16 protein-coding genes are annotated in these 18,357 nt (G+C 71.8%); 9 read left to right on the forward strand and 7 right to left on the reverse strand.

Going from position 1 to position 18,357, the window contains the following annotated elements:
• Positions 1-7 precede the first annotated feature (7 nt).
• On the reverse strand, positions 8-715 hold the full coding sequence (locus AB0F82_RS09255; RefSeq protein ID WP_362625231.1) for a hypothetical protein: 708 nt from the start codon (positions 713-715) through the stop codon (positions 8-10).
• Positions 716-1,035: 320 nt separating this feature from the next.
• Here AB0F82_RS09255 and deoC point away from each other — a divergent pair, with 320 nt between their 5' ends.
• Genes deoC through AB0F82_RS09270 form a run of 3 tightly spaced genes read left to right on the forward strand, consistent with a single transcriptional unit; the run spans position 1,036 to position 4,329 of the window.
• Positions 1,036-1,998 (forward strand): deoxyribose-phosphate aldolase, encoded by a 963-nt coding sequence (deoC, locus tag AB0F82_RS09260; protein WP_030964387.1) that lies wholly within the window; start codon positions 1,036-1,038, stop codon positions 1,996-1,998.
• A gap of 5 nt (positions 1,999-2,003) precedes the next feature.
• Positions 2,004-3,440, forward strand: a complete 1,437-nt coding sequence (locus AB0F82_RS09265) for an aldehyde dehydrogenase family protein (protein ID WP_362625233.1) — start codon at positions 2,004-2,006, stop codon at positions 3,438-3,440.
• Positions 3,433-4,329: an aldehyde dehydrogenase family protein gene (locus tag AB0F82_RS09270; protein ID WP_356812436.1), complete on the forward strand. Its 897-nt coding sequence runs from the start codon at positions 3,433-3,435 to the stop codon at positions 4,327-4,329. The genes AB0F82_RS09265 and AB0F82_RS09270 overlap by 8 nt, the downstream gene beginning before the upstream one ends.
• A gap of 159 nt (positions 4,330-4,488) precedes the next feature.
• Here the strand turns inward: AB0F82_RS09270 and AB0F82_RS09275 are convergent, their stop codons facing one another.
• Positions 4,489-4,848: a hypothetical protein gene (locus AB0F82_RS09275; RefSeq protein WP_356812437.1), complete on the reverse strand. Its 360-nt coding sequence runs from the start codon at positions 4,846-4,848 to the stop codon at positions 4,489-4,491.
• Positions 4,849-4,898: 50 nt separating this feature from the next.
• Here AB0F82_RS09275 and AB0F82_RS09280 point away from each other — a divergent pair, with 50 nt between their 5' ends.
• Positions 4,899-5,600 (forward strand): uridine kinase family protein, encoded by a 702-nt coding sequence (locus AB0F82_RS09280; RefSeq protein WP_362625344.1) that lies wholly within the window; start codon positions 4,899-4,901, stop codon positions 5,598-5,600.
• Positions 5,601-5,754: 154 nt separating this feature from the next.
• Here AB0F82_RS09280 and AB0F82_RS09285 read toward each other — a convergent pair whose 3' ends face one another.
• Complete coding sequence (locus AB0F82_RS09285) at positions 5,755-6,450, reverse strand: SigE family RNA polymerase sigma factor (protein WP_362625235.1); 696 nt, start codon at positions 6,448-6,450, stop codon at positions 5,755-5,757.
• 200 nt (positions 6,451-6,650) lie between these two features.
• Between AB0F82_RS09285 and afsQ1 the strand changes: the two genes are divergently transcribed.
• The 3 genes from afsQ1 to AB0F82_RS09300 are packed head-to-tail and all read left to right on the forward strand — an operon-like array spanning position 6,651 to position 9,452.
• Positions 6,651-7,328, forward strand: a complete 678-nt coding sequence (afsQ1, locus tag AB0F82_RS09290) for a two-component system response regulator AfsQ1 (RefSeq protein WP_063754818.1) — start codon at positions 6,651-6,653, stop codon at positions 7,326-7,328.
• Positions 7,325-8,812 carry a sensor histidine kinase gene (locus AB0F82_RS09295; protein ID WP_356812439.1) on the forward strand — a complete coding sequence of 496 codons (1,488 nt, stop codon included), beginning with the start codon at positions 7,325-7,327 and terminating at the stop codon, positions 8,810-8,812. The genes afsQ1 and AB0F82_RS09295 overlap by 4 nt, the downstream gene beginning before the upstream one ends.
• On the forward strand, positions 8,805-9,452 hold the full coding sequence (locus tag AB0F82_RS09300) for a hypothetical protein (RefSeq protein WP_356812489.1): 648 nt from the start codon (positions 8,805-8,807) through the stop codon (positions 9,450-9,452). The genes AB0F82_RS09295 and AB0F82_RS09300 overlap by 8 nt, the downstream gene beginning before the upstream one ends.
• A 268-nt stretch (positions 9,453-9,720) precedes the next feature.
• Here the strand turns inward: AB0F82_RS09300 and AB0F82_RS09305 are convergent, their stop codons facing one another.
• From AB0F82_RS09305 to AB0F82_RS09315, 3 genes are all read right to left on the reverse strand, one after another.
• Positions 9,721-11,367: a phospho-sugar mutase gene (locus tag AB0F82_RS09305; protein WP_362625238.1), complete on the reverse strand. Its 1,647-nt coding sequence runs from the start codon at positions 11,365-11,367 to the stop codon at positions 9,721-9,723.
• Between the two features lie 35 nt (positions 11,368-11,402).
• Positions 11,403-12,209: a purine-nucleoside phosphorylase gene (locus AB0F82_RS09310; RefSeq protein ID WP_356812441.1), complete on the reverse strand. Its 807-nt coding sequence runs from the start codon at positions 12,207-12,209 to the stop codon at positions 11,403-11,405.
• Positions 12,210-12,363: 154 nt separating this feature from the next.
• The gene (locus tag AB0F82_RS09315; RefSeq protein WP_356812442.1) at positions 12,364-12,801 is read right to left on the reverse strand and encodes a gamma-glutamylcyclotransferase; all 438 of its coding nucleotides are present in this window, start codon (positions 12,799-12,801) and stop codon (positions 12,364-12,366) included.
• A 198-nt stretch (positions 12,802-12,999) separates the two neighbouring features.
• On the opposite strand from AB0F82_RS09315, the gene AB0F82_RS09320 reads away from it, so the two are divergent.
• Together AB0F82_RS09320 and AB0F82_RS09325 are read left to right on the forward strand one after the other, a co-directional pair.
• Complete coding sequence (locus AB0F82_RS09320) at positions 13,000-14,439, forward strand: NAD(P)H-quinone dehydrogenase (protein WP_356812443.1); 1,440 nt, start codon at positions 13,000-13,002, stop codon at positions 14,437-14,439.
• 175 nt (positions 14,440-14,614) lie between these two features.
• Positions 14,615-15,565 carry a DeoR/GlpR family DNA-binding transcription regulator gene (locus tag AB0F82_RS09325; protein ID WP_356812444.1) on the forward strand — a complete coding sequence of 317 codons (951 nt, stop codon included), beginning with the start codon at positions 14,615-14,617 and terminating at the stop codon, positions 15,563-15,565.
• A 130-nt stretch (positions 15,566-15,695) separates the two neighbouring features.
• Here AB0F82_RS09325 and AB0F82_RS09330 read toward each other — a convergent pair whose 3' ends face one another.
• Complete coding sequence (locus AB0F82_RS09330) at positions 15,696-17,459, reverse strand: acetyl/propionyl/methylcrotonyl-CoA carboxylase subunit alpha (RefSeq protein WP_356812445.1); 1,764 nt, start codon at positions 17,457-17,459, stop codon at positions 15,696-15,698.
• Between the last annotated feature and the right edge of the window lie 898 nt (positions 17,460-18,357).

Below are 18,357 nucleotides of genomic sequence, written 5' to 3' on the forward strand. Positions count from 1 at the left end.
GGGTGCGTCAGCGCCGGGTGCCGGCGCGGCGGCGGGAGACGAAGGCCGCGCACAGGCCGGCGACGACGGCACCGAGGCCGGCGCCGGCGTAGGCGGTGGTGGAGTCGTCGGTGTCCTCGGTGGCGATCTCGGCGCCCGCGGCGACGCCGCCCTGGGGGACGACGGAGGTCTGGCCGACGGTCTGCGCCTTCGGAGTGCTGCCGGCGGTCGCGGAGGGCTTGGCGGCCGGCTTGTCCGCGGCCTTGGCGGCGGGCTCGGCCGAGGGCTTGGCGGCCGGCTTGTCGGAGGGCTTGGTGGTCGCCTCCGGCAGCAGGTGGAAGCCGTCCGAGGCGCCTTCGCCCAGCACGTGCACGTTGAGGCCGTACCGGCCGTTGTCCGCGTCGGCCAGGATGTACTCGACGCCGTCGACCACCTCGCGCAGGTGCGCGTTGTCGAGCTTCGCCAGGACCCGGCCCGCCCAGCCGTCGGCCGGCTTCCAGTCAGCGGCGACGGCGCGGATCCAGATCTCGGGACCCTCGACGTCGTTGCGCAGCACCGCGATCCGGCCCGGACCGACCAGCACCGTCTCACCGTCGAAGCGGTCCCCCTGCGAGGCGGACGCGGACACCGGGGTGACGGCCTGCGGGGCGGGGGCGGCGAACGCGGTCGCGGCCGGCGCGAGCAGGGCCCCGGCGAGGGCGGCGGTGACGATCGAGGCGCGGAGGGCGGAACGCATAACGACTCCTGGAAGCTGTGTCGCGGAAGGGTGGGAGAGTCGCATGCCGCGTTTTCCCTGTCGGGCTTTCATCCGGTGAGGTCTGGCGGGCTGCTGAAGAGAAATCTATGGATCTTGTTCGACCGGAGGATGGGGTTCCTGTCACCACCGCGCAACAGGGGAAAGTGGAGGTCAGCGGTCCGCGAGCGGGTCGGGGAGCACCCTCCGCCACGATGCCCGGCGGCACCGGGCCGCAGGTGTCGATTCCATAGCGGACCGGCCAGAACCGGGCGAGGGGGGTGACAGGTCGCTACGCGCGTAGATATGCTCATCTGGTGACCATGCCCACCACCCTCACCGCATTCGCTGACGTGACGACGTCCGACAGTGCGCTGCGCCGCTTCCTGCACGGGCTGCCCGGCGTCGACGCTGTCGGTCTGGAGGCCCGCGCGGCCTCCCTCGGCACCCGTTCGATCAAGACGACGGCCAAGGCGTACGCCATCGACCTGGCCATCTCGATGATCGACCTGACGACGCTGGAAGGCGCGGACACCCCGGGCAAGGTCCGGGCGCTCTCCGCCAAGGCCGTCCATCCCGATCCGACCGACCGCACGACCCCGATGACGGCCGCCGTCTGCGTCTACCCCGACATGGTGGCCACCGCCAAGGCCGCGCTGAACGGAGCCGACGTCAAGGTCGCCTCCGTCGCCACCGCCTTCCCGGCCGGCCGCGCCGCGCTGCCCGTCAAGCTCGCGGACACCCGTGACGCCGTCGCCGCCGGCGCCGACGAGATCGACATGGTCATCGACCGTGGCGCCTTCCTCGCGGGCCGCTACCTGGAGACGTACGAGCTGATCAAGGCCGTCAAGGAGGCCTGTGCCCGCCCCGACGGCAGCGCCGCCCGTCTGAAGGTCATCTTCGAGACCGGCGAACTGTCGACCTACGACAACATCCGCCGCGCCTCCTGGATCGGCATGCTCGCGGGCGCCGACTTCATCAAGACGTCGACCGGCAAGGTGGGCGTCAACGCCACCCCCGCCAACACCCTGCTCATGCTCGAAGCCGTCCGCGACTTCAAGGCGCAGACTGGAATCCAGATCGGCGTGAAGCCGGCCGGCGGCATCCGCACCACCAAGGACGCGATCAAGTTCCTGGTCCTGGTCAACGAGACCGTGGGCGAGGACTGGCTGAGCAACACCTGGTTCCGTTTCGGCGCCTCCAGCCTGCTCAACGACCTGCTGATGCAGCGCCAGAAGCTGAGCACCGGCCGTTACTCCGGTCCCGACTACGTGACGGTGGACTGATCACCATGGCATCCCTCTTCGAGTACGCACCGGCTCCCGAGTCCCGCTCGGTCGTCGACATCGCCCCCTCCTACGGGCTCTTCATCGACGGCGAGTTCACCGACGCCGCCGACGGCAAGGTCTTCAAGACCGTCTCGCCCAGTAGCGAGGAGGTCCTGTCGGAGGTCGCCCAGGCCGGCGCCGCCGACGTGGACCGCGCCGTCAAGGCGGCCCGCAAGGCCTTCGAGAAGTGGTCCGCGCTGCCGGGCTCCGAGCGTGCCAAGTACCTCTTCCGCATCGCCCGGATCATCCAGGAGCGCAGCCGCGAGCTCGCCGTCCTGGAGACCCTGGACAACGGCAAGCCGATCAAGGAGACCCGCGACGCGGACCTCCCGCTGGTCGCCGCGCACTTCTTCTACTACGCGGGCTGGGCCGACAAGCTCGACCACGCGGGCTACGGCGCGAACCCGCGCCCGCTCGGCGTCGCCGGCCAGGTCATCCCGTGGAACTTCCCGCTGCTGATGCTCGCCTGGAAGATCGCCCCGGCGCTCGCCACCGGCAACACGGTCGTCCTGAAGCCCGCCGAGACCACCCCGCTCTCCGCACTCTTCTTCGCGGACATCTGCCGCCAGGCGGGCCTGCCCAAGGGCGTCGTCAACATCCTCACCGGATACGGCGACGCGGGCGCGGCCCTCGTCGAGCACCCGGACGTCAACAAGGTCGCCTTCACCGGCTCGACCGCGGTCGGCAAGGCCATCGCCCGCTCGATCGCCGGCACCGACAAGAAGGTCACCCTGGAGCTGGGCGGCAAGGGCGCCAACATCGTCTTCGACGACGCCCCCGTCGACCAGGCCGTCGAGGGCATCGTCAACGGCATCTTCTTCAACCAGGGCCAGGTCTGCTGCGCGGGCTCCCGCCTCCTGGTCCAGGAGTCGATCCACGACGAGCTGCTGGACTCCCTCAAGCGCCGCCTCTCCACCCTGCGCCTGGGCGACCCGCTCGACAAGAACACCGACATCGGCGCGATCAACTCCGCCGAACAGCTCGCCCGGATCACCGCGCTCGCGGAGACCGGCGAGGCCGAGGGCGCCGAGCGCTGGTCCCCGGCGTGCGAGCTGCCGTCCTCCGGCTACTGGTTCGCCCCGACGCTCTTCACGAACGTCACCCAGGCGCACACCGTCGCCCGCGACGAGATCTTCGGCCCGGTGCTGTCCGTGCTGACCTTCCGTACGCCCGACGAGGCCGTCGCCAAGGCCAACAACAGCCAGTACGGCCTGTCCGCCGGCATCTGGACGGAGAAGGGCTCGCGCATCCTCGCGGTCGCGAACCAGCTCCGCGCCGGCGTCGTCTGGGCCAACACGTTCAACAAGTTCGACCCGACCTCGCCCTTCGGCGGCTACAAGGAGTCGGGCTTCGGGCGCGAAGGCGGCCGTCACGGCCTGGAGGGCTACCTCGATGTCTGAGTCGTCGACGCGTCTGAGCGTCTTCAAGACCTACAAGCTGTACGTCGGGGGCAAGTTCCCCCGCTCCGAGAGCGGCCGGGTGTACGAGGTGAGCGACTCCAAGGGCAACTGGCTGGCCAACGCCCCGCTGTCCTCCCGCAAGGACGCCCGTGACGCGGTCGTCGCCGCCCGCAAGGCGTTCGGCGGCTGGTCCGGCGCGACCGCCTACAACCGCGGCCAGATCCTCTACCGCATCGCCGAGATGCTGGAAGGCCGCCGCGAGCAGTTCGTCCGCGAGGTCGGCGAGGCCGAGGGCCTGTCCAAGTCGAAGGCGGCCGCCGTCGTCGACGCGGCCGTCGACCGCTGGGTCTGGTACGCGGGCTGGACCGACAAGATCGGCCAGCTCGTGGGCGGGGCCAACCCCGTCGCGGGCCCGTTCTTCAACCTTTCCACCCCGGAGCCGACCGGTGTCGTCACGGTCGTAGCCCCGCAGGACTCCTCGTTCCTGGGCCTGGTCTGCGTGATCGCCCCGGTGATCGCGACGGGCAACACCGCCGTGGTCATCGCCAGCGAGAAGTCCCCGCTGCCCGCCCTCTCCCTGGGCGAGGTGCTCGCCACCTCCGACCTGCCGGGCGGCGTGGTCAACATCCTGTCCGGCAAGGCCGACGAGATGGGCCCGCACCTGGCGTCCCACCAGGACGTCAACGCGATCGACCTGGCCGGCGCCGGCCCGGCCCTGGCCAAGGAGCTGGAGATCGCGGCGGCCGACAACCTCAAGCGCGTCCTGCGTCCACAGCCTGTGGACGACTGGAGCGCCGACCCGGGCACGTCGCGCATGACGGCGTTCCTGGAGACCAAGACCGTCTGGCACCCCACCGGGTCGCTGGGCGCGGGCGGCTCGTCCTACTAGGGAGCGTCCGCGAAGCAGCGCCGGCCGCCCGCAGGGCGGGCGCGGCGGGACTTCGCGGATTCGACCCTGGGCGCACTCCCTGCGAGACCGGCCCCGGCAGCGTCCCCCGCGCTGCCGGGGCCTTCGTCCGTGTAGCTCGGTTCGACGGCCGGGCGCGGCTCAGCGGGCGCCGAGGGGGCCCAGGAGGGACGAGACCGCAGCCGTGGGCAGTTCACCCACCGACGGGCCCTGGGTGAGGATCCCCGTGACCGCCGTCGTACCCACCGACGGGAAGTCCGCGACCTTCGTGGCGACCCCGTTGTCCAGCGGGTCCACACCGGTGTGGGCCAGTGGGTTCACCTTGAGGTTCGCGATCGGATCCGTGACGCCGGCCACGGCGGCCGGGACGTCGAGCTCACCGGCCTGGGCGCCGCCCGCGGCCATCGCCAGCGCGGCGCCGGCCATCGAGAGGGTCAGCCCCGCGCCGCGGAGCCGGTTCGGTACCGAAGGGCCTGCGTGACGGCCTGCGTGACGTGCCATGGGATCCCGCCTGTGGTCGTGGTCGCGTGCGCACGCAGCGTAGTGGAGGTGTGTTCCTGGACACCAACCGGTCACCGGGAGGATCCCCTACCCGGGGGAATGGTTCAGACTGGTGTCCCGTGAGCTCTTCCTCTCCTTCGCCGACCCGGGTCGTCCTGCTGACCGGTCCGTCGGGCTCCGGCAAATCCTCCCTGGCCGCCCGCTCCGGGCTCCCCGTGCTGCGCCTCGACGACTTCTACAAGGAGTGCGAGGACCCCACCCTCCCGCTGGTGGAGGGCAGCTCCGACATCGACTGGGACTCCCCGCTCTCGTGGGACGCCGACACGGCCGTCGCCGCGATCGCCGAACTGTGCGCGTCGGGCCGGACGAACGTGCCGGTGTACGACATCGCCACCAGCTCCCGCACCGGCTGGGACACCCTCGACATCGCCCGCACCCCGCTGTTCATCGCGGAGGGCATCTTCGCCGCGGACGTCGCCGCCCACTGCCAGGAACTCGGTCTCCTCGCGGACGCCATCTGCCTGCGCGGCCGCCCCTCGACGACCTTCCGCCGCCGGCTCGCCCGCGATCTGCGCGAGGGCCGCAAGTCCGTGCCGTTCCTGCTGCGCAGGGGCCTGAGGCTGATGCGCGCCGAACGCGGAATCGTGGCCCGCCACGTCGCCCTGGGCGCACACGCCTGCGGCCGCGACGAGGCCCTGGGCCGCCTGGCAGCGGCCGCCGCGGGCCGCCACCGCACGACCACCCCGGCCTGATCGACACGCCCCCCGTCAACTACTGACCGCGGACGTGAAAAGGCGGGATCAGGCGGACCCCCGGCCGCTTGATCCCGCCTCTTCTCCCCCCCGACGGCCCCCGTCCCACCCCCGCAGGACGGGCCCCCCGGCCCGATGGTCTGTGTGGGTCGCGCTACGCGACCAGCTCCCCGAAGGACTCCGCCTCGTCGCGGCCGAAGCTCAGCGAATCGTCCTCCCGCAGGCGCCGCAGCGAGCGCCAGATGCTCGACTTCACCGTGCCGACGCTGATCCCGAGGATCTCCGCGATCTCCGGGTCCGTACGGCCCTCGTAGTAGCGCAGCACCAGCATCGTGCGCTGCGGCTCCGGGATCCGGGTCAGCGCCTGCCACAGCACCGCGCGCAGCTCCGTACCGCGCATCGCGTCCGTGTCCGATGCCGTCTCCGGCAGCTCCTCCGTCGGGTACTCGTTCAGCTTCCGCCGACGCCACGCGCTGATGTGCAGGTTCGTCATGGTGCGGCGCAGGTACCCGCCGACCGCCGCCTTGTCGCTGATCCGGTCCCAGGCGCGGTACGTGGAGAACAGCGCGCTCTGCAGCAGGTCCTCGGCCTCGTAACGGTCACCGGTCAGGTGGAAGGCCGTCGCGTACAGGGCGGCCCGCCGCTCCTGGACGTACGCGGTGAACTCCGCCTCCGACGTGGAGGACGGGGTCTGCTGGGCGGGAACCGCCTGGTACTGGTTTGCGTCAATGGCTACGACGTGGGCCGGCCGGGGCCGGGCGACCGCCACCGTACGGACACCCGCCCGGCGGTTCACATCGTGCAGCCGCGTGACGACCGCGCCGGTGCTGGTGCTGTGCAGCGTGTTCATCTCGCGCCCCCCGTCGTGGAGTGTCTCTGCTTCGGATCGCTGTGCGTTGAGAAGAAGACTGCCCGGCCGACTTAACCGGGGTGTCCGTCGACTGTCACAGCACTGTCACAGCGACCATCGGGAGGACCTCGGCGGACTCCCGCAGGATCTCGTTCACCTGACGGTCGAACTCCCGACGGGCTATGGGACAGAATGAGCCCGTGCCCTTCCTGTTGCTGATCGAGGACGACGACGCCATCCGCACGGCCCTCGAACTCTCCCTGTCTCGCCAGGGCCACCGTGTGGCCACCGCGGCGACGGGCGAGGACGGCCTCAAACTGCTCCGCGAGCAGCGGCCGGATCTGATCGTGCTGGACGTGATGCTGCCCGGGATCGACGGTTTCGAGGTGTGCCGGCGGATCCGCCGCACCGACCAACTGCCGATCATCCTGCTCACCGCGCGCAGCGACGACATCGACGTGGTCGTCGGCCTGGAGTCCGGAGCCGACGACTACGTGGTCAAGCCCGTCCAGGGGCGGGTCCTCGACGCCCGGATCCGGGCCGTACTGCGCCGCGGCGAACGCGAGTCGAGCGACTCGGCGAGCTTCGGCTCCCTCGTCATCGACCGGGCCGCCATGACGGTGACCAAGAACGGCGAGGACCTCCAGCTCACGCCGACCGAACTGCGGCTGCTCCTCGAACTGAGCCGCCGGCCCGGACAGGCCCTCTCCCGCCAGCAGCTGCTGCGCCTGGTCTGGGAGCACGACTACCTCGGCGACTCGCGGCTCGTGGACGCCTGCGTCCAGCGGCTGCGCGCCAAGGTCGAGGACGTACCCTCCTCGCCCACCCTGATCCGTACGGTCCGGGGCGTCGGATACCGCCTGGACTCCCCGCAGTGATCCGGTCGTTGCTCGCGGGCCGGCGCTGGACCAGCCTGCGGCTGCGGCTCCTCGTGGTCTTCGCGCTGGTCGCCCTGACGGCCGCCGTGTCCGCGTCCGGGATCGCCTACTGGCTCAACCGCGAGGCCGTGCTCACCCGTGTCCAGGAGGCCGCCCTGGGCGACTTCCGGCAAGAGATGCAGAACCGTGCCGCCGCGCTGCCCGCCGACCCCACGCCCGAGGAGCTGCAGCGCACCGCCGAGCTGATGGCGGGCAGCAGCCCCGGCTACAGCGTGCTGCTCGTGCAGGAGGGCAAGGACAGCCGCCAGATGTACGGCGCGGCCGGCCCCGACAACTTCCGCCTCGCGGACGTGCCGAAGTCCCTGCAGAACGCGGTGAACGACCGGCAGAAGACGACCGCGGCCAACGACGCCGAATACCACGTGTACTGGCAGCGGACGAAGCCGCGCGGCAACCCGTACCTGGTCGGCGGCACGCGGATCGTGGGCGGCGGGCCGACCGGCTACATGTACAAGTCCCTCGCCCAGGAGCGGGACGACCTGAACGCGCTCGCCTGGTCGTTGACCATCGCCACCGGCCTCGCGCTGCTCGGATCCGCGCTGCTCGCGCAGGCCGCGGCCCGCACCGTGCTCAAGCCCGTACAGCGGCTCGGGGACGCGGCACGGCGGCTCGGCGAGGGCGAACTGGACCACCGGCTCGACGTGTCGGGCACGGACGAACTCGCCGACCTGTCGCACACCTTCAACAAGACGGCCGAGGCGCTGGAGAAGAAGGTCGCCGACATGAGCGCGCGGGAGGAGGCCAGCCGGCGCTTCGTCGCGGACATGTCGCACGAGCTGCGCACCCCGCTGACGGCGCTGACGGCGGTCGCCGAGGTGCTGGAGGAAGAGGTCGAGGACCTCGATCCGATGATCGCGCCGGCGGTGGGCCTGGTGGTCAGCGAGACCCGCCGCCTGAACATCCTGGTCGAGAACCTGATGGAGGTCACCCGCTTCGACGCGGGCACGGCCAAGCTGGTCCTGGACGACGTCAACGTCGCCGACCAGGTCACGGCCTGCATCGACGCCCGGGCCTGGCTCGACGCGGTCGAACTCGACGCCGAACGGGACATCACGGTGCGGCTCGACCCGCGCCGCCTCGACGTCATCCTCGCCAACCTGATCGGCAACGCGCTCAAGCACGGCGGCTCGCCGGTGCGGGTGTCGGTGACCGTGGAGGGGGACTGGCTGGTGATCGCGGTCCAGGACAACGGGCCGGGCATCCCCGAGGAGGTCCTGCCGCACGTCTTCGACCGCTTCTACAAGGCGAGCGCGTCGCGGCCGAAGTCGGACGGGAGCGGGCTCGGTCTGTCGATCGCCGTGGAGAACGCGCACATCCACGGCGGCGACATCACCGCGGCCAATGTGCCGGGCGGCGGGGCGCTTTTCACGCTCCGGCTGCCGGTGGACGTGGGAAAGGCGATCAGTGGTGACCTGGATGCGTAGGGCCCTGCCGGCGGTGCCGGCCGTACTGGTCCCGCTCGTCGGGATCGCGCTGCTCGCGACGTCGGGCTGCGGGATCCGGGCGACGACCGTGCCCGTGGACGTGGGCGCGGCGCCGTCGCGCGTCTCGTGCGACACCCCGGCGCAGCCGGGCGGACAGAGCGGCGCGCCGGGCTTCCCGGCCACGGTGGAGCTGGTCTGCGGGTCGCAGCTGGTGGGCGTGGAGCGACTGGTCCCGATGCCCGAGAAGAGCGCCGTACGGGACCCCGCCGTGCAGGCCGCGCAGGCGCTGCTGGAGGCGCTGGAGCGGACGCCGAGCACGGAGGAGCGGGACGCCGGCTTCACGACCGGGGTCCCGGCCGGGCTGACGGCGGGCGCGCCGAAGGCGGGCGACCCGGCGGGCACGGTGCGGCTCAGCCGCAAGCCGGAGGACCTGCCGCCGGTGGCGCTGTCGCAGATCGTGTGCACGTTGGCGGGCAGCGAGACGGTGTCGGCGGGGCCGGGTCCGGTGGTCCTGGGCGGACCGGACGCCGATCCGCCGCGGGCGTGGGAGTGCACGGAGGCGGTCCGCTCCCGTCCGGAGTCGGTCCCGACGCTGGGCGAGATCGTCCGGCCGACGCCGTCACCTTCCGCGGGACGCTGAAGCTGCGCCTGTTGACGGGCGCGCCGCCGTTGCGGGGGCTCCTGCCCCGAGCCCCGCGCCTCAGAGGCCGGCCGGGCTGGTTTCGGGGGCTCCGCCCCCGCGCCCCCGCGCCCCCGCGCCCCCGCGCCCCCGCGCCCCCGCGCCTAAAGCGCCGGCGGGCTCCGCGCAGCGGCACGGTACGCCGACGGCCCCCTGAGCCGGGGCTCAGGGGGCCGAGGGAAAGCGGGTGGACAGGTCCCGCCGGACGGAGTCCGGCGCGCCGAAAAAATCAGAGGCCCATCGCCGCCGCGAGGTCCTTCTTGATCGTGTCCAGCACTTCCTGGCCGGTCACGCGGGCGGCCGCGAGGTCGGAGGCCTCGGCCACCGGGACGACGACCTCCAGGTAGCACTTCAGCTTGGGCTCCGTGCCCGACGGGCGGCAGATGACGCGGGCCTTGTACGCGCCGTCCAGGTAGTAGCGCAGGCCGTCCGTCGGCGGCAGCGACTCCGTGCCCTTCGCCAGGTCCTCCGCCGAGACCACCCGCAGGCCCGCCAGCGAGACCGGCGGCTCCGCCCGCAGCGCGGCCATGGCCGAGGCGATCACCGACAGGTCCGAGACGCGGACCGACAGCTGGTCGGTGGCGTGCAGGCCGTGGGCCATCGCCAGGTCGTCCAGCAGGTCGCTCAGCGTGCGGCCCTGCTCCTTGAGCTCGGAGGCCAGTTCGGCGACCAGCAGGGCGGCGGTCACGCCGTCCTTGTCGCGGACGCCCTCGGGGTCCACGCAGTAGCCGAGCGCCTCCTCGTAGCCGTAGCGCAGGCCCTCGACGCGGGCGATCCACTTGAAGCCCGTCAGGGTCTCCTCGTGGCCGACGCCCGCCGCCTCCGCGATCCGGCCCAGGAGGCTGGAGGAGACGATGGACTCCGCGAAGACGCCGGTCGCGCCCTTGTGGACCAGGTGCGCCGCGAGCAGCGCGCCGACCTCGTCCCCGCGCAGCATCCGCCAGCCGTCCGCGGTGGGGACGGCCACCGCGCAACGGTCCGCGTCGGGGTCGTTCGCGATCACGATGTCCGGCTGGACCTCGGCGGCCCTGGCGAAGGCCAGGTCCATCGCGCCCGGCTCCTCCGGGTTGGGGAACGCCACCGTCGGGAAGGCCGGGTCCGGCTCGGCCTGCTCGGCGACCAGGACCGGCTCCGGGAAGCCGTGCCGGGCGAAGGCCGCCATGACGACGTCCTTGCCGACACCGTGCATGGCCGTGTAGACGGTCCGCACGCCCCGGGGGGAGCCGGGGGTCAGGACGGCGTCCGTACGGGCCAGGTAGGCCTCCAGGACCTCGTCGCCGAGGTCCTCCCAGCCGGACTCCGGGCGCGGGACCGAGGCGAGCGTGTCGACGCGGGCGATCTCCGCCGCGATCTCCGCGTCCGCCGGGGAGACGATCTGCGAGCCGTCGCCGAGGTAGACCTTGTAGCCGTTGTCCCGGGGCGGGTTGTGGCTCGCGGTCACCTCGACGCCGGCGACGGCGCCCAGGTGCCGTATGGCGTACGCGAGGACGGGCGTGGGCAGCGGGCGGGGCAGGACGGCCGCGCGCAGGCCTGCGCCGGTCATGACGGCCGCGGTGTCGCGGGCGAAGTCGGCCGACTTGTAGCGGGCGTCGTAGCCGACGACGACCAGGCCGCCGGCGTGGCCCCGGGCCTTCAGGTAGGCCGCGAGGCCCGCCGCGGCCCGGATGACCACGCTGCGGTTCATCCGCATCGGGCCCGCGCCGATCTCACCGCGCAGTCCGGCGGTGCCGAACTGGAGGGTGCCGGAGAAACGGTCGGTCAGCTCCGCCGTGTCGCCCGCCCCGATGAGCGCGGCGAGCTCGGCCGCCGTCTCCGGGTCGGGGTCCTCCGCCAGCCAGGCCTGCGCCCGGGTGATCAGGTCGTCCTGTTCCTGCACTACTTCCGCCTTACCTCTCGTACGGTCCCGGGGCCTCAGATGCGGGCGAGGACCTGGGTCAGCAGCTTGCCCATGCGCGCGGCCGAGTCACGGCCGGCCTGCAGGACCTCTTCGTGGTTCAGCGGCTCGCCGGAGATGCCCGCCGCCAGGTTCGTGACCAGGGAGATGCCGAGCACCTCGGCGCCGGCCTCACGGGCGGCGATGGCCTCCAGCACGGTGGACATGCCGACGAGGTCGGCGCCCATCACGCGGATCATGTTGATCTCGGCCGGGGTCTCGTAGTGCGGGCCGGGGAACTGCACGTAGACGCCCTCCTCCAGGGAGGGGTCGATCTCCTTGCACAGCGCGCGCAGCGCGGGCGAGTACAGGTTCGTCAGGTCCACGAAGTTCGCGCCGATGATCGGCGAGGTGGCCGTCATGTTGATGTGGTCGCTGATCAGGACCGGCTGGCCGGGCTGCATGCCCTCGCGCAGCCCGCCGCAGCCGTTGGTCAGCACGACGGTCTTGCAGCCCGCGGCGACGGCGGTGCGGACACCGTGGGCGACGGCGGCGACGCCGCGGCCCTCGTAGTAGTGGGTGCGGCCGAGGAAGACCAGCGCGCGCTTGTCGCCGATCTTGTACGAGCGGATCTTGCCGCCGTGTCCTTCGACGGCGGCCGGCGGGAACCCGGGCAGCTCGGTGACGAGGAACTCGGCCTCGGGGGCGCCCAGGGCCTCGGCGGCCGGGGCCCAGCCGGAGCCCATGACGAGGGCGACATCGTGGGTCTCGGCGCCGGTGAGCTCCCGCAGGCGGGCGGCTGCGGCGTCGGCGGCGGCGGTGGGATCGGTAACAGATGCGTTCACGCAGACGAGCGTAGCCGCTCATTGCCTACGCGCGTAGATGGCGCAGCTCACGATGCTCGGATCGTTGTCTTGTCGTTTCCGACCAAATGTCCGCGGTGACCCACCGTGACCTGCGGTGACCGGCGGGCGTCGGTCGCGGAGCCCCCTACCGGGGTCAGCAGGGGCGCTTGCGCAGCTCCATCACGTAGTCGTGCGGGGCGCCCGCGGACTCGGCCGCGTCGGCGATCTCGCCCAGGTAGCGCGCCGAGGGCAGGCCGCCCTCGTAGCCGTTGAGCACGTAGCACCAGGCGGCCTCGTCGCCTTCCAGGGTGTGCACCCGGATCCGCATGCGCCGGTAGATGTCGAGCCCGACGCCCTCCCAGCGGTCCATCGAGTCCTCGTCCAGCGGGGCGATGTCGTACAGGGCGACGAAGACCTGGTGGCGCGGCGCCTCGACGAGCGTGGCGAGGGAACCCTCCCAGCCCATCTGCTCGCCGCCGAAGGTCAGCCGCCAGTCGTTGATCCAGCCCGTGCCGCGCAGCGGCGAATGGGGAGCGCGGCGCGTCATCAGCCGCGGGTCGAGGTTGCCGGCGTACGCGGCGTAGAGCGACATGAGGTCGAGGGTACGGGAGGGGCGGCCGTGGACGTGTGCCAGGCGGGGGTACACCCGGACGGAGTCCCGGGCGGGGACCGGGCGCGAAGCACCTTGAAGCGTGCGGGACAATGGAGCACGGAATGCATCCCCCGGGGAGACCCCCCGGATCGCCGGCCGGGGCGGCAGCCGGCCGGGTAGACGTGAGGCGGACTTTTCGTGACCCGGATCGTGATCATCGGCGGCGGACCCGGCGGGTATGAGGCAGCGCTGGTCGGTGCCCAGCTCGGCGCGGAGGTGACCGTCGTGGACTGCGACGGCCTGGGCGGGGCCTCGGTCCTCACCGACTGCGTACCTTCCAAGACCCTGATCGCAACCGCCGAGGTGATGACCACCTTCGACTCCTCCTACGAGGAGCTGGGGATCATCGTCGCCGACGACACCCCGCACATCGAGCAGGCGGCGCGCGTGGTCGGCGTGGACCTCGGCAAGGTGAACCGGCGTGTCAAGCGGCTCGCGCTCGCCCAGTCGCACGACATCACCGCCTCGGTGACCCGGGCCGGCGCCAAGGTCATGCGCGGCCGCGGCAAGCTGGGCGGCCCGCAGGGCATCGACGGCACGCGTGACGTCATCGTCACCGCCGCCGACGGCACCGAGACGATCCTGACGGCCGACGCCGTCCTCATCGCCACCGGCGGCACCCCCCGCGAGATCCCCGACGCCCAGCCCGACGGCGAGCGCATCCTGAACTGGACCCAGGTCTACGACCTGGAGGAGCTCCCCGAGGAGCTCATCGTGGTCGGCTCCGGTGTGACCGGCGCCGAGTTCGCCGGCGCGTACCAGGCACTCGGCTCCCGGGTGACCCTGGTGTCCTCCCGCGACCGCGTGCTGCCGGGCGAGGACCCCGACGCGGCCGCCGTCCTGGAGGACGTCTTCCGGCGCCGCGGCATGAACGTCGTCGGGCGCTCGCGCGCCGAGTCCGCCAAGCGGGTCGGCGACCGGGTCGAGGTCACCCTCTCCGACGGCCGGGTCCTGACCGGCAGCCACTGCCTGATGGCGGTCGGCGCTGTCCCGAACACGCAGAACATGAACCTGGAGGAGTCCGGCGTCCGGCTCAAGGACTCCGGGCACATCTGGACCGACAAGGTCTCGCGCACCTCCGCGCCGGGCGTGTACGCCGCCGGTGACGTCACGGGCGTCTTCGCGCTCGCGTCCGTCGCGGCCATGCAGGGGCGCATCGCGATGTACCACTTCCTCGGCGACGCGGTGGCCCCGCTGAACCTGAAGACGGTGTCCTCGAACGTCTTCACCGACCCCGAGATCGCCACCGTCGGCTACACCCAGGCGGACGTCGACGCCGGCAAGATCGACGCCCGCGTCGTGAAGCTTCCCCTGCTGCGCAACCCGCGCGCCAAGATGCAGGGCATCAGGGACGGCTTCGTGAAGATGTTCTGCCGCCCGGGCACCGGCATCGTGGTGGGCGGCGTGGTCGTCTCCCCGCGTGCGAGCGAGCTCATCCACCCGATCTCGATCGCCGTCGACAACAATCTGACGGTCGAGCAGATCGCAAACGCGTTCACCGTGTACCCCTCTCTGTCGGGGTCGATCGCCGAGGTGGCCCGCCAGCTGCACACCCGGAAGGCCGGCGGGGAGGCGTAGGCTCCGCCAACCGCCGCATGCCACAAGGGCTTTGGGGCGGGGCGCGGTCGCACGGCGAGGCGTTCACCCAAGTCTCGGGCTGCGTATACCACCAGCCGCCCCCCTCTATGGACAACTTCGGTAATCCGGCGCAAAGAGCTGAAAGCAGACGGTCGTTGGGGTTACTGTCAGTTTCGTGTTCGCTGCAGAACGTCGCCAATTGATCCTCGAAATGGTGCGGGCCAACGGAGCGGTGTCGCTCCGGGAGCTCGCCCGCGTCGTCCAGACCTCCGAAGTGACCGTACGGCGGGACGTGCGGGCACTGGAGGCCGAAGGACTCCTCGACCGCCGACACGGCGGTGCGGTCTTGCCGGGCGGTTTCACGCGGGAGTCCGGCTTTCCGCAAAAGTCCCATCTCGCGACGGCGGAGAAGACCGCCATTGCCGATGTCGCGGCCGGCCTCGTGGAAGAGGGCGAGGCCGTCGTCGTCGGCGCCGGCACCACGACGCAGGAGCTGGCCCGCCGGCTCGCCCGGGTGCCCGGCCTGACCGTCGTGACCAACTCGCTCCTGGTCGCCCAGGCGCTGGCCCACGCCAACCGGGTCGAAGTCGTCATGACGGGCGGCACCCTGCGCGGGTCCAACTACGCCCTCGTGGGCAGCGGGGCCGAGCAGTCCCTCCAGGGGCTGCGGGTGTCCCGGGCCTTCCTGTCCGGGAGCGGCCTGACCGCCGAGCGAGGGCTGTCCACGTCCAACATGCTGTCCGCCAGCGTGGACCGGGCGCTGGTACAGGCGGCCGCGGAGGTGGTGGTGCTGGCGGACCACACGAAGCTCGGCACCGACACCATGTTCCAGACGGTGCCGACGGACGTGATGACCCGCCTGGTCACGGACGAGCCCCCGCCGCACGACGACCGGGCGGCGACGGAGCTTCAGGCCCTGGCGGACCAGGGCGTCCAGATCACCGTGGCCGGCGGCCCCGCGGCCTCCGGCGGCGTGGACGGCATGCAGGGACGCCGACCGCGCCGGGACTCGCCGCTCCCGGTGCAGCGGCGCGGCGGCCCCACGGCCCAGCTGCGCAGCGCGCCCGGCGGGATGCTGGAGCAGCAGGCGGAGCGGGCGCGGGTCGCGGACATGCGGCGCCGCTAGGTCGTGTCGTCGAAGTCCCGCCTGGCCGGCGGAGCCTGGCACGCACGCTCCCTGGAGCCCCGAATCGCGAAGGCCCCGCCCGGTTCGACCGGGCGGGGCCTTCGCGTGTCCGCGGACACGGTCCGGGACGTCAGTCCTTGATCTCGCAGATCGTGGCGCCGGAGGTGACCGAGGCCCCGACCTCGGCGGTGAGGCCCACGATGGTGCCGGAGCGGTGCGCGTTGAGCGGCTGCTCCATCTTCATCGCTTCCAGTACGACGATCAGTTCGCCCTCGGTGACCTGCTGGCCCTCCTCGACGGCGACCTTGACGATCGTGCCCTGCATGGGGGAGGTGAGCGTGTCTCCGGATGCGGCCGGACCGGACTTCTTGGCCGCGCGGCGCTTCGGCTTCGCGCCGCCCGCGGCGGCCGTACGGGCCAGGGTCATGCCCAGGGACGAGGGGAGGGAGACCTCCAGGCGCTTGCCGCCGACCTCGACGACGACCGTCTCGCGGCCCGGCTCGTCCTCGGTGTCCTCCGCGGCCGGAGCCGTGAACGCCGGGATCTCGTTGACGAACTCCGTCTCGATCCAGCGGGTGTAGACGGTGAACGGGCTGCCGTCGGTGGGGGCGAAGGCGGGGTCGGTGACGACCGCACGGTGGAACGGGATGGCCGTGGCCATGCCCTCGACCTCGAACTCGGCGAGCGCGCGGGCAGCGCGCTGCAGCGCCTGCTCGCGGGTGGCGCCGGTGACGATCAGCTTGGCCAGAAGAGAGTCCCAGGCCGGGCCGATGACGGAGCCGGACTCGACACCCGCGTCGAGGCGGACGCCCGGGCCGGTCGGCGCGACGAACTTCGTCACCGTGCCGGGCGCCGGGAGGAAGCCGCGGCCCGGGTCCTCGCCGTTGATGCGGAACTCGATGGAGTGGCCGCGCAGGACCGGGTCCCCGTAGCCGAGCTCCTCGCCGTCGGCGATGCGGAACATCTCGCGGACCAGGTCGATGCCGGCGACCTCTTCGGTGACCGGGTGCTCGACCTGCAGGCGGGTGTTGACCTCCAGGAAGGAGATCAGGCCGTCGGCGGAGACGAGGAACTCCACCGTGCCGGCGCCGACGTAGCCGGCCTCCTTCAGGATGGCCTTGGAAGCGGCGTACAGCTCCGCGTTCTGAGCCTCGGTCAGGAACGGCGCCGGGGCCTCCTCCACCAGCTTCTGGTGGCGGCGCTGGAGGGAGCAGTCACGGGTCGAGACGACGACGACGTTGCCGTGCGAGTCGGCCAGGCACTGGGTCTCGACGTGGCGCGGCTTGTCCAGGTAGCGCTCGACGAAGCACTCGCCGCGGCCGAAGGCGGCGACGGCCTCGCGGACGGCGGAGTCGTAGAGCTCCGGCACCTCTTCGAGGGTGCGGGCGACCTTCAGGCCGCGGCCGCCGCCGCCGAAGGCGGCCTTGATGGCGATCGGCAGGCCGTGCTCCTTGGCGAAGGCGACGACCTCGTCGGCCCCGGAGACCGGGTCCGGCGTACCGGCGACCAGCGGCGCGCCGGCGCGCTGGGCGATGTGACGGGCGGCCACCTTGTCGCCGAGGTCACGGATGGCCTGCGGCGGCGGGCCGATCCAGGTCAGACCGGCGTCGAGCACGGCCTGGGCGAAGTCGGCGTTCTCGGACAGGAAGCCGTATCCGGGGTGGATGGCGTCCGCACCCGAGTCGGCGGCGGCCTGGAGGACCTTGGAGATGTCCAGGTAGCTCGCGGCCGGGGTGTCACCGCCCAACGCGAAAGCTTCGTCTGCCGCGCGGACGTGCAGAGCGTCCCGGTCCGGATCGGCGTAGACGGCTACGCTCGCGATCCCGGCGTCCCGGCAGGCCCGAGCAACGCGGACAGCGATTTCGCCACGGTTGGCGATGAGCACCTTGCGCACGATGGCTCCCTCCTTGAAACAAGCTGAGTTTAGGGACAGCCCACACGGCCTTTCGACCCTTCCCCGGTGGTGACCTTGCCCACACAGAGTGTGATGCGAGGCCCGCTCCGCCGGAGAACCCTTGTGGCGCCCCAGGTCAGGGGGATCCCCGACTGCACAGTAACCCCGTCATGTATCCAAGGTCTCTGTCTCCCCGGTCAGCGGCCCCGGGTGATTCTTTGTCGAGTCCCTACGAACGGCCCACATTTTCTTTGCGGTCGTGAGCGGAGTTGTCCCCTTGTTTACTGATTGGTAGCAGCCTCGTCGTCCCGGCCCTACCGGGACAACACCGTACCCACAGCGATGTGGCCCACGCGGGTACCGGGCGGGGCGCAGCGCGCCGGGCGTGTACTCCAGACGGTCGGCGCCGGGACGCGGGGCGAAGTCGAGTACGGGGGTCGCCCGCACGATCGCGGAATGAGTGAGTCCTCTTCTTGCGGGGCGGCGCGGTCACCGCGTGGTCGCGGCCCGTCACGGCCGCAAAGGCGGAGGCCTGATCGGCAGAAAGTGCGGACGCGCGCTAAGCGAGCGAGCGTTTTAGGCCACTCGGCGCCCCGCGCGCCCGAGGGGCGGGCGGATGTGAAGGTTCGATGGAGGGATTCGGCGGTCATTCGGCGCGCCGGGAGCAGGCTTTTGGGTGGTCCCCGGCCTTCCGGAGCGGGAGCTGTCGACGGAGCGTCAGCGGTTAATCCTTCAAGGAAATATGACCGCTGGTCAGCCGGAGTCAGATCGGCGTTGTGGATGTTGACTGAAGTGAACGCGCCAGGTTAGGTTTGCTGTTCCGTGTGCCCTGTCCGACGTGCTGAGGCAAGTGGCTGCGGGGTCGCAGCGCCGAGCCGACCGAGCGTCCCGCAGGCCG

Source organism: Streptomyces virginiae, assembly GCF_040638905.1.
GTDB lineage: Bacteria > Actinomycetota > Actinomycetes > Streptomycetales > Streptomycetaceae > Streptomyces > Streptomyces virginiae_B.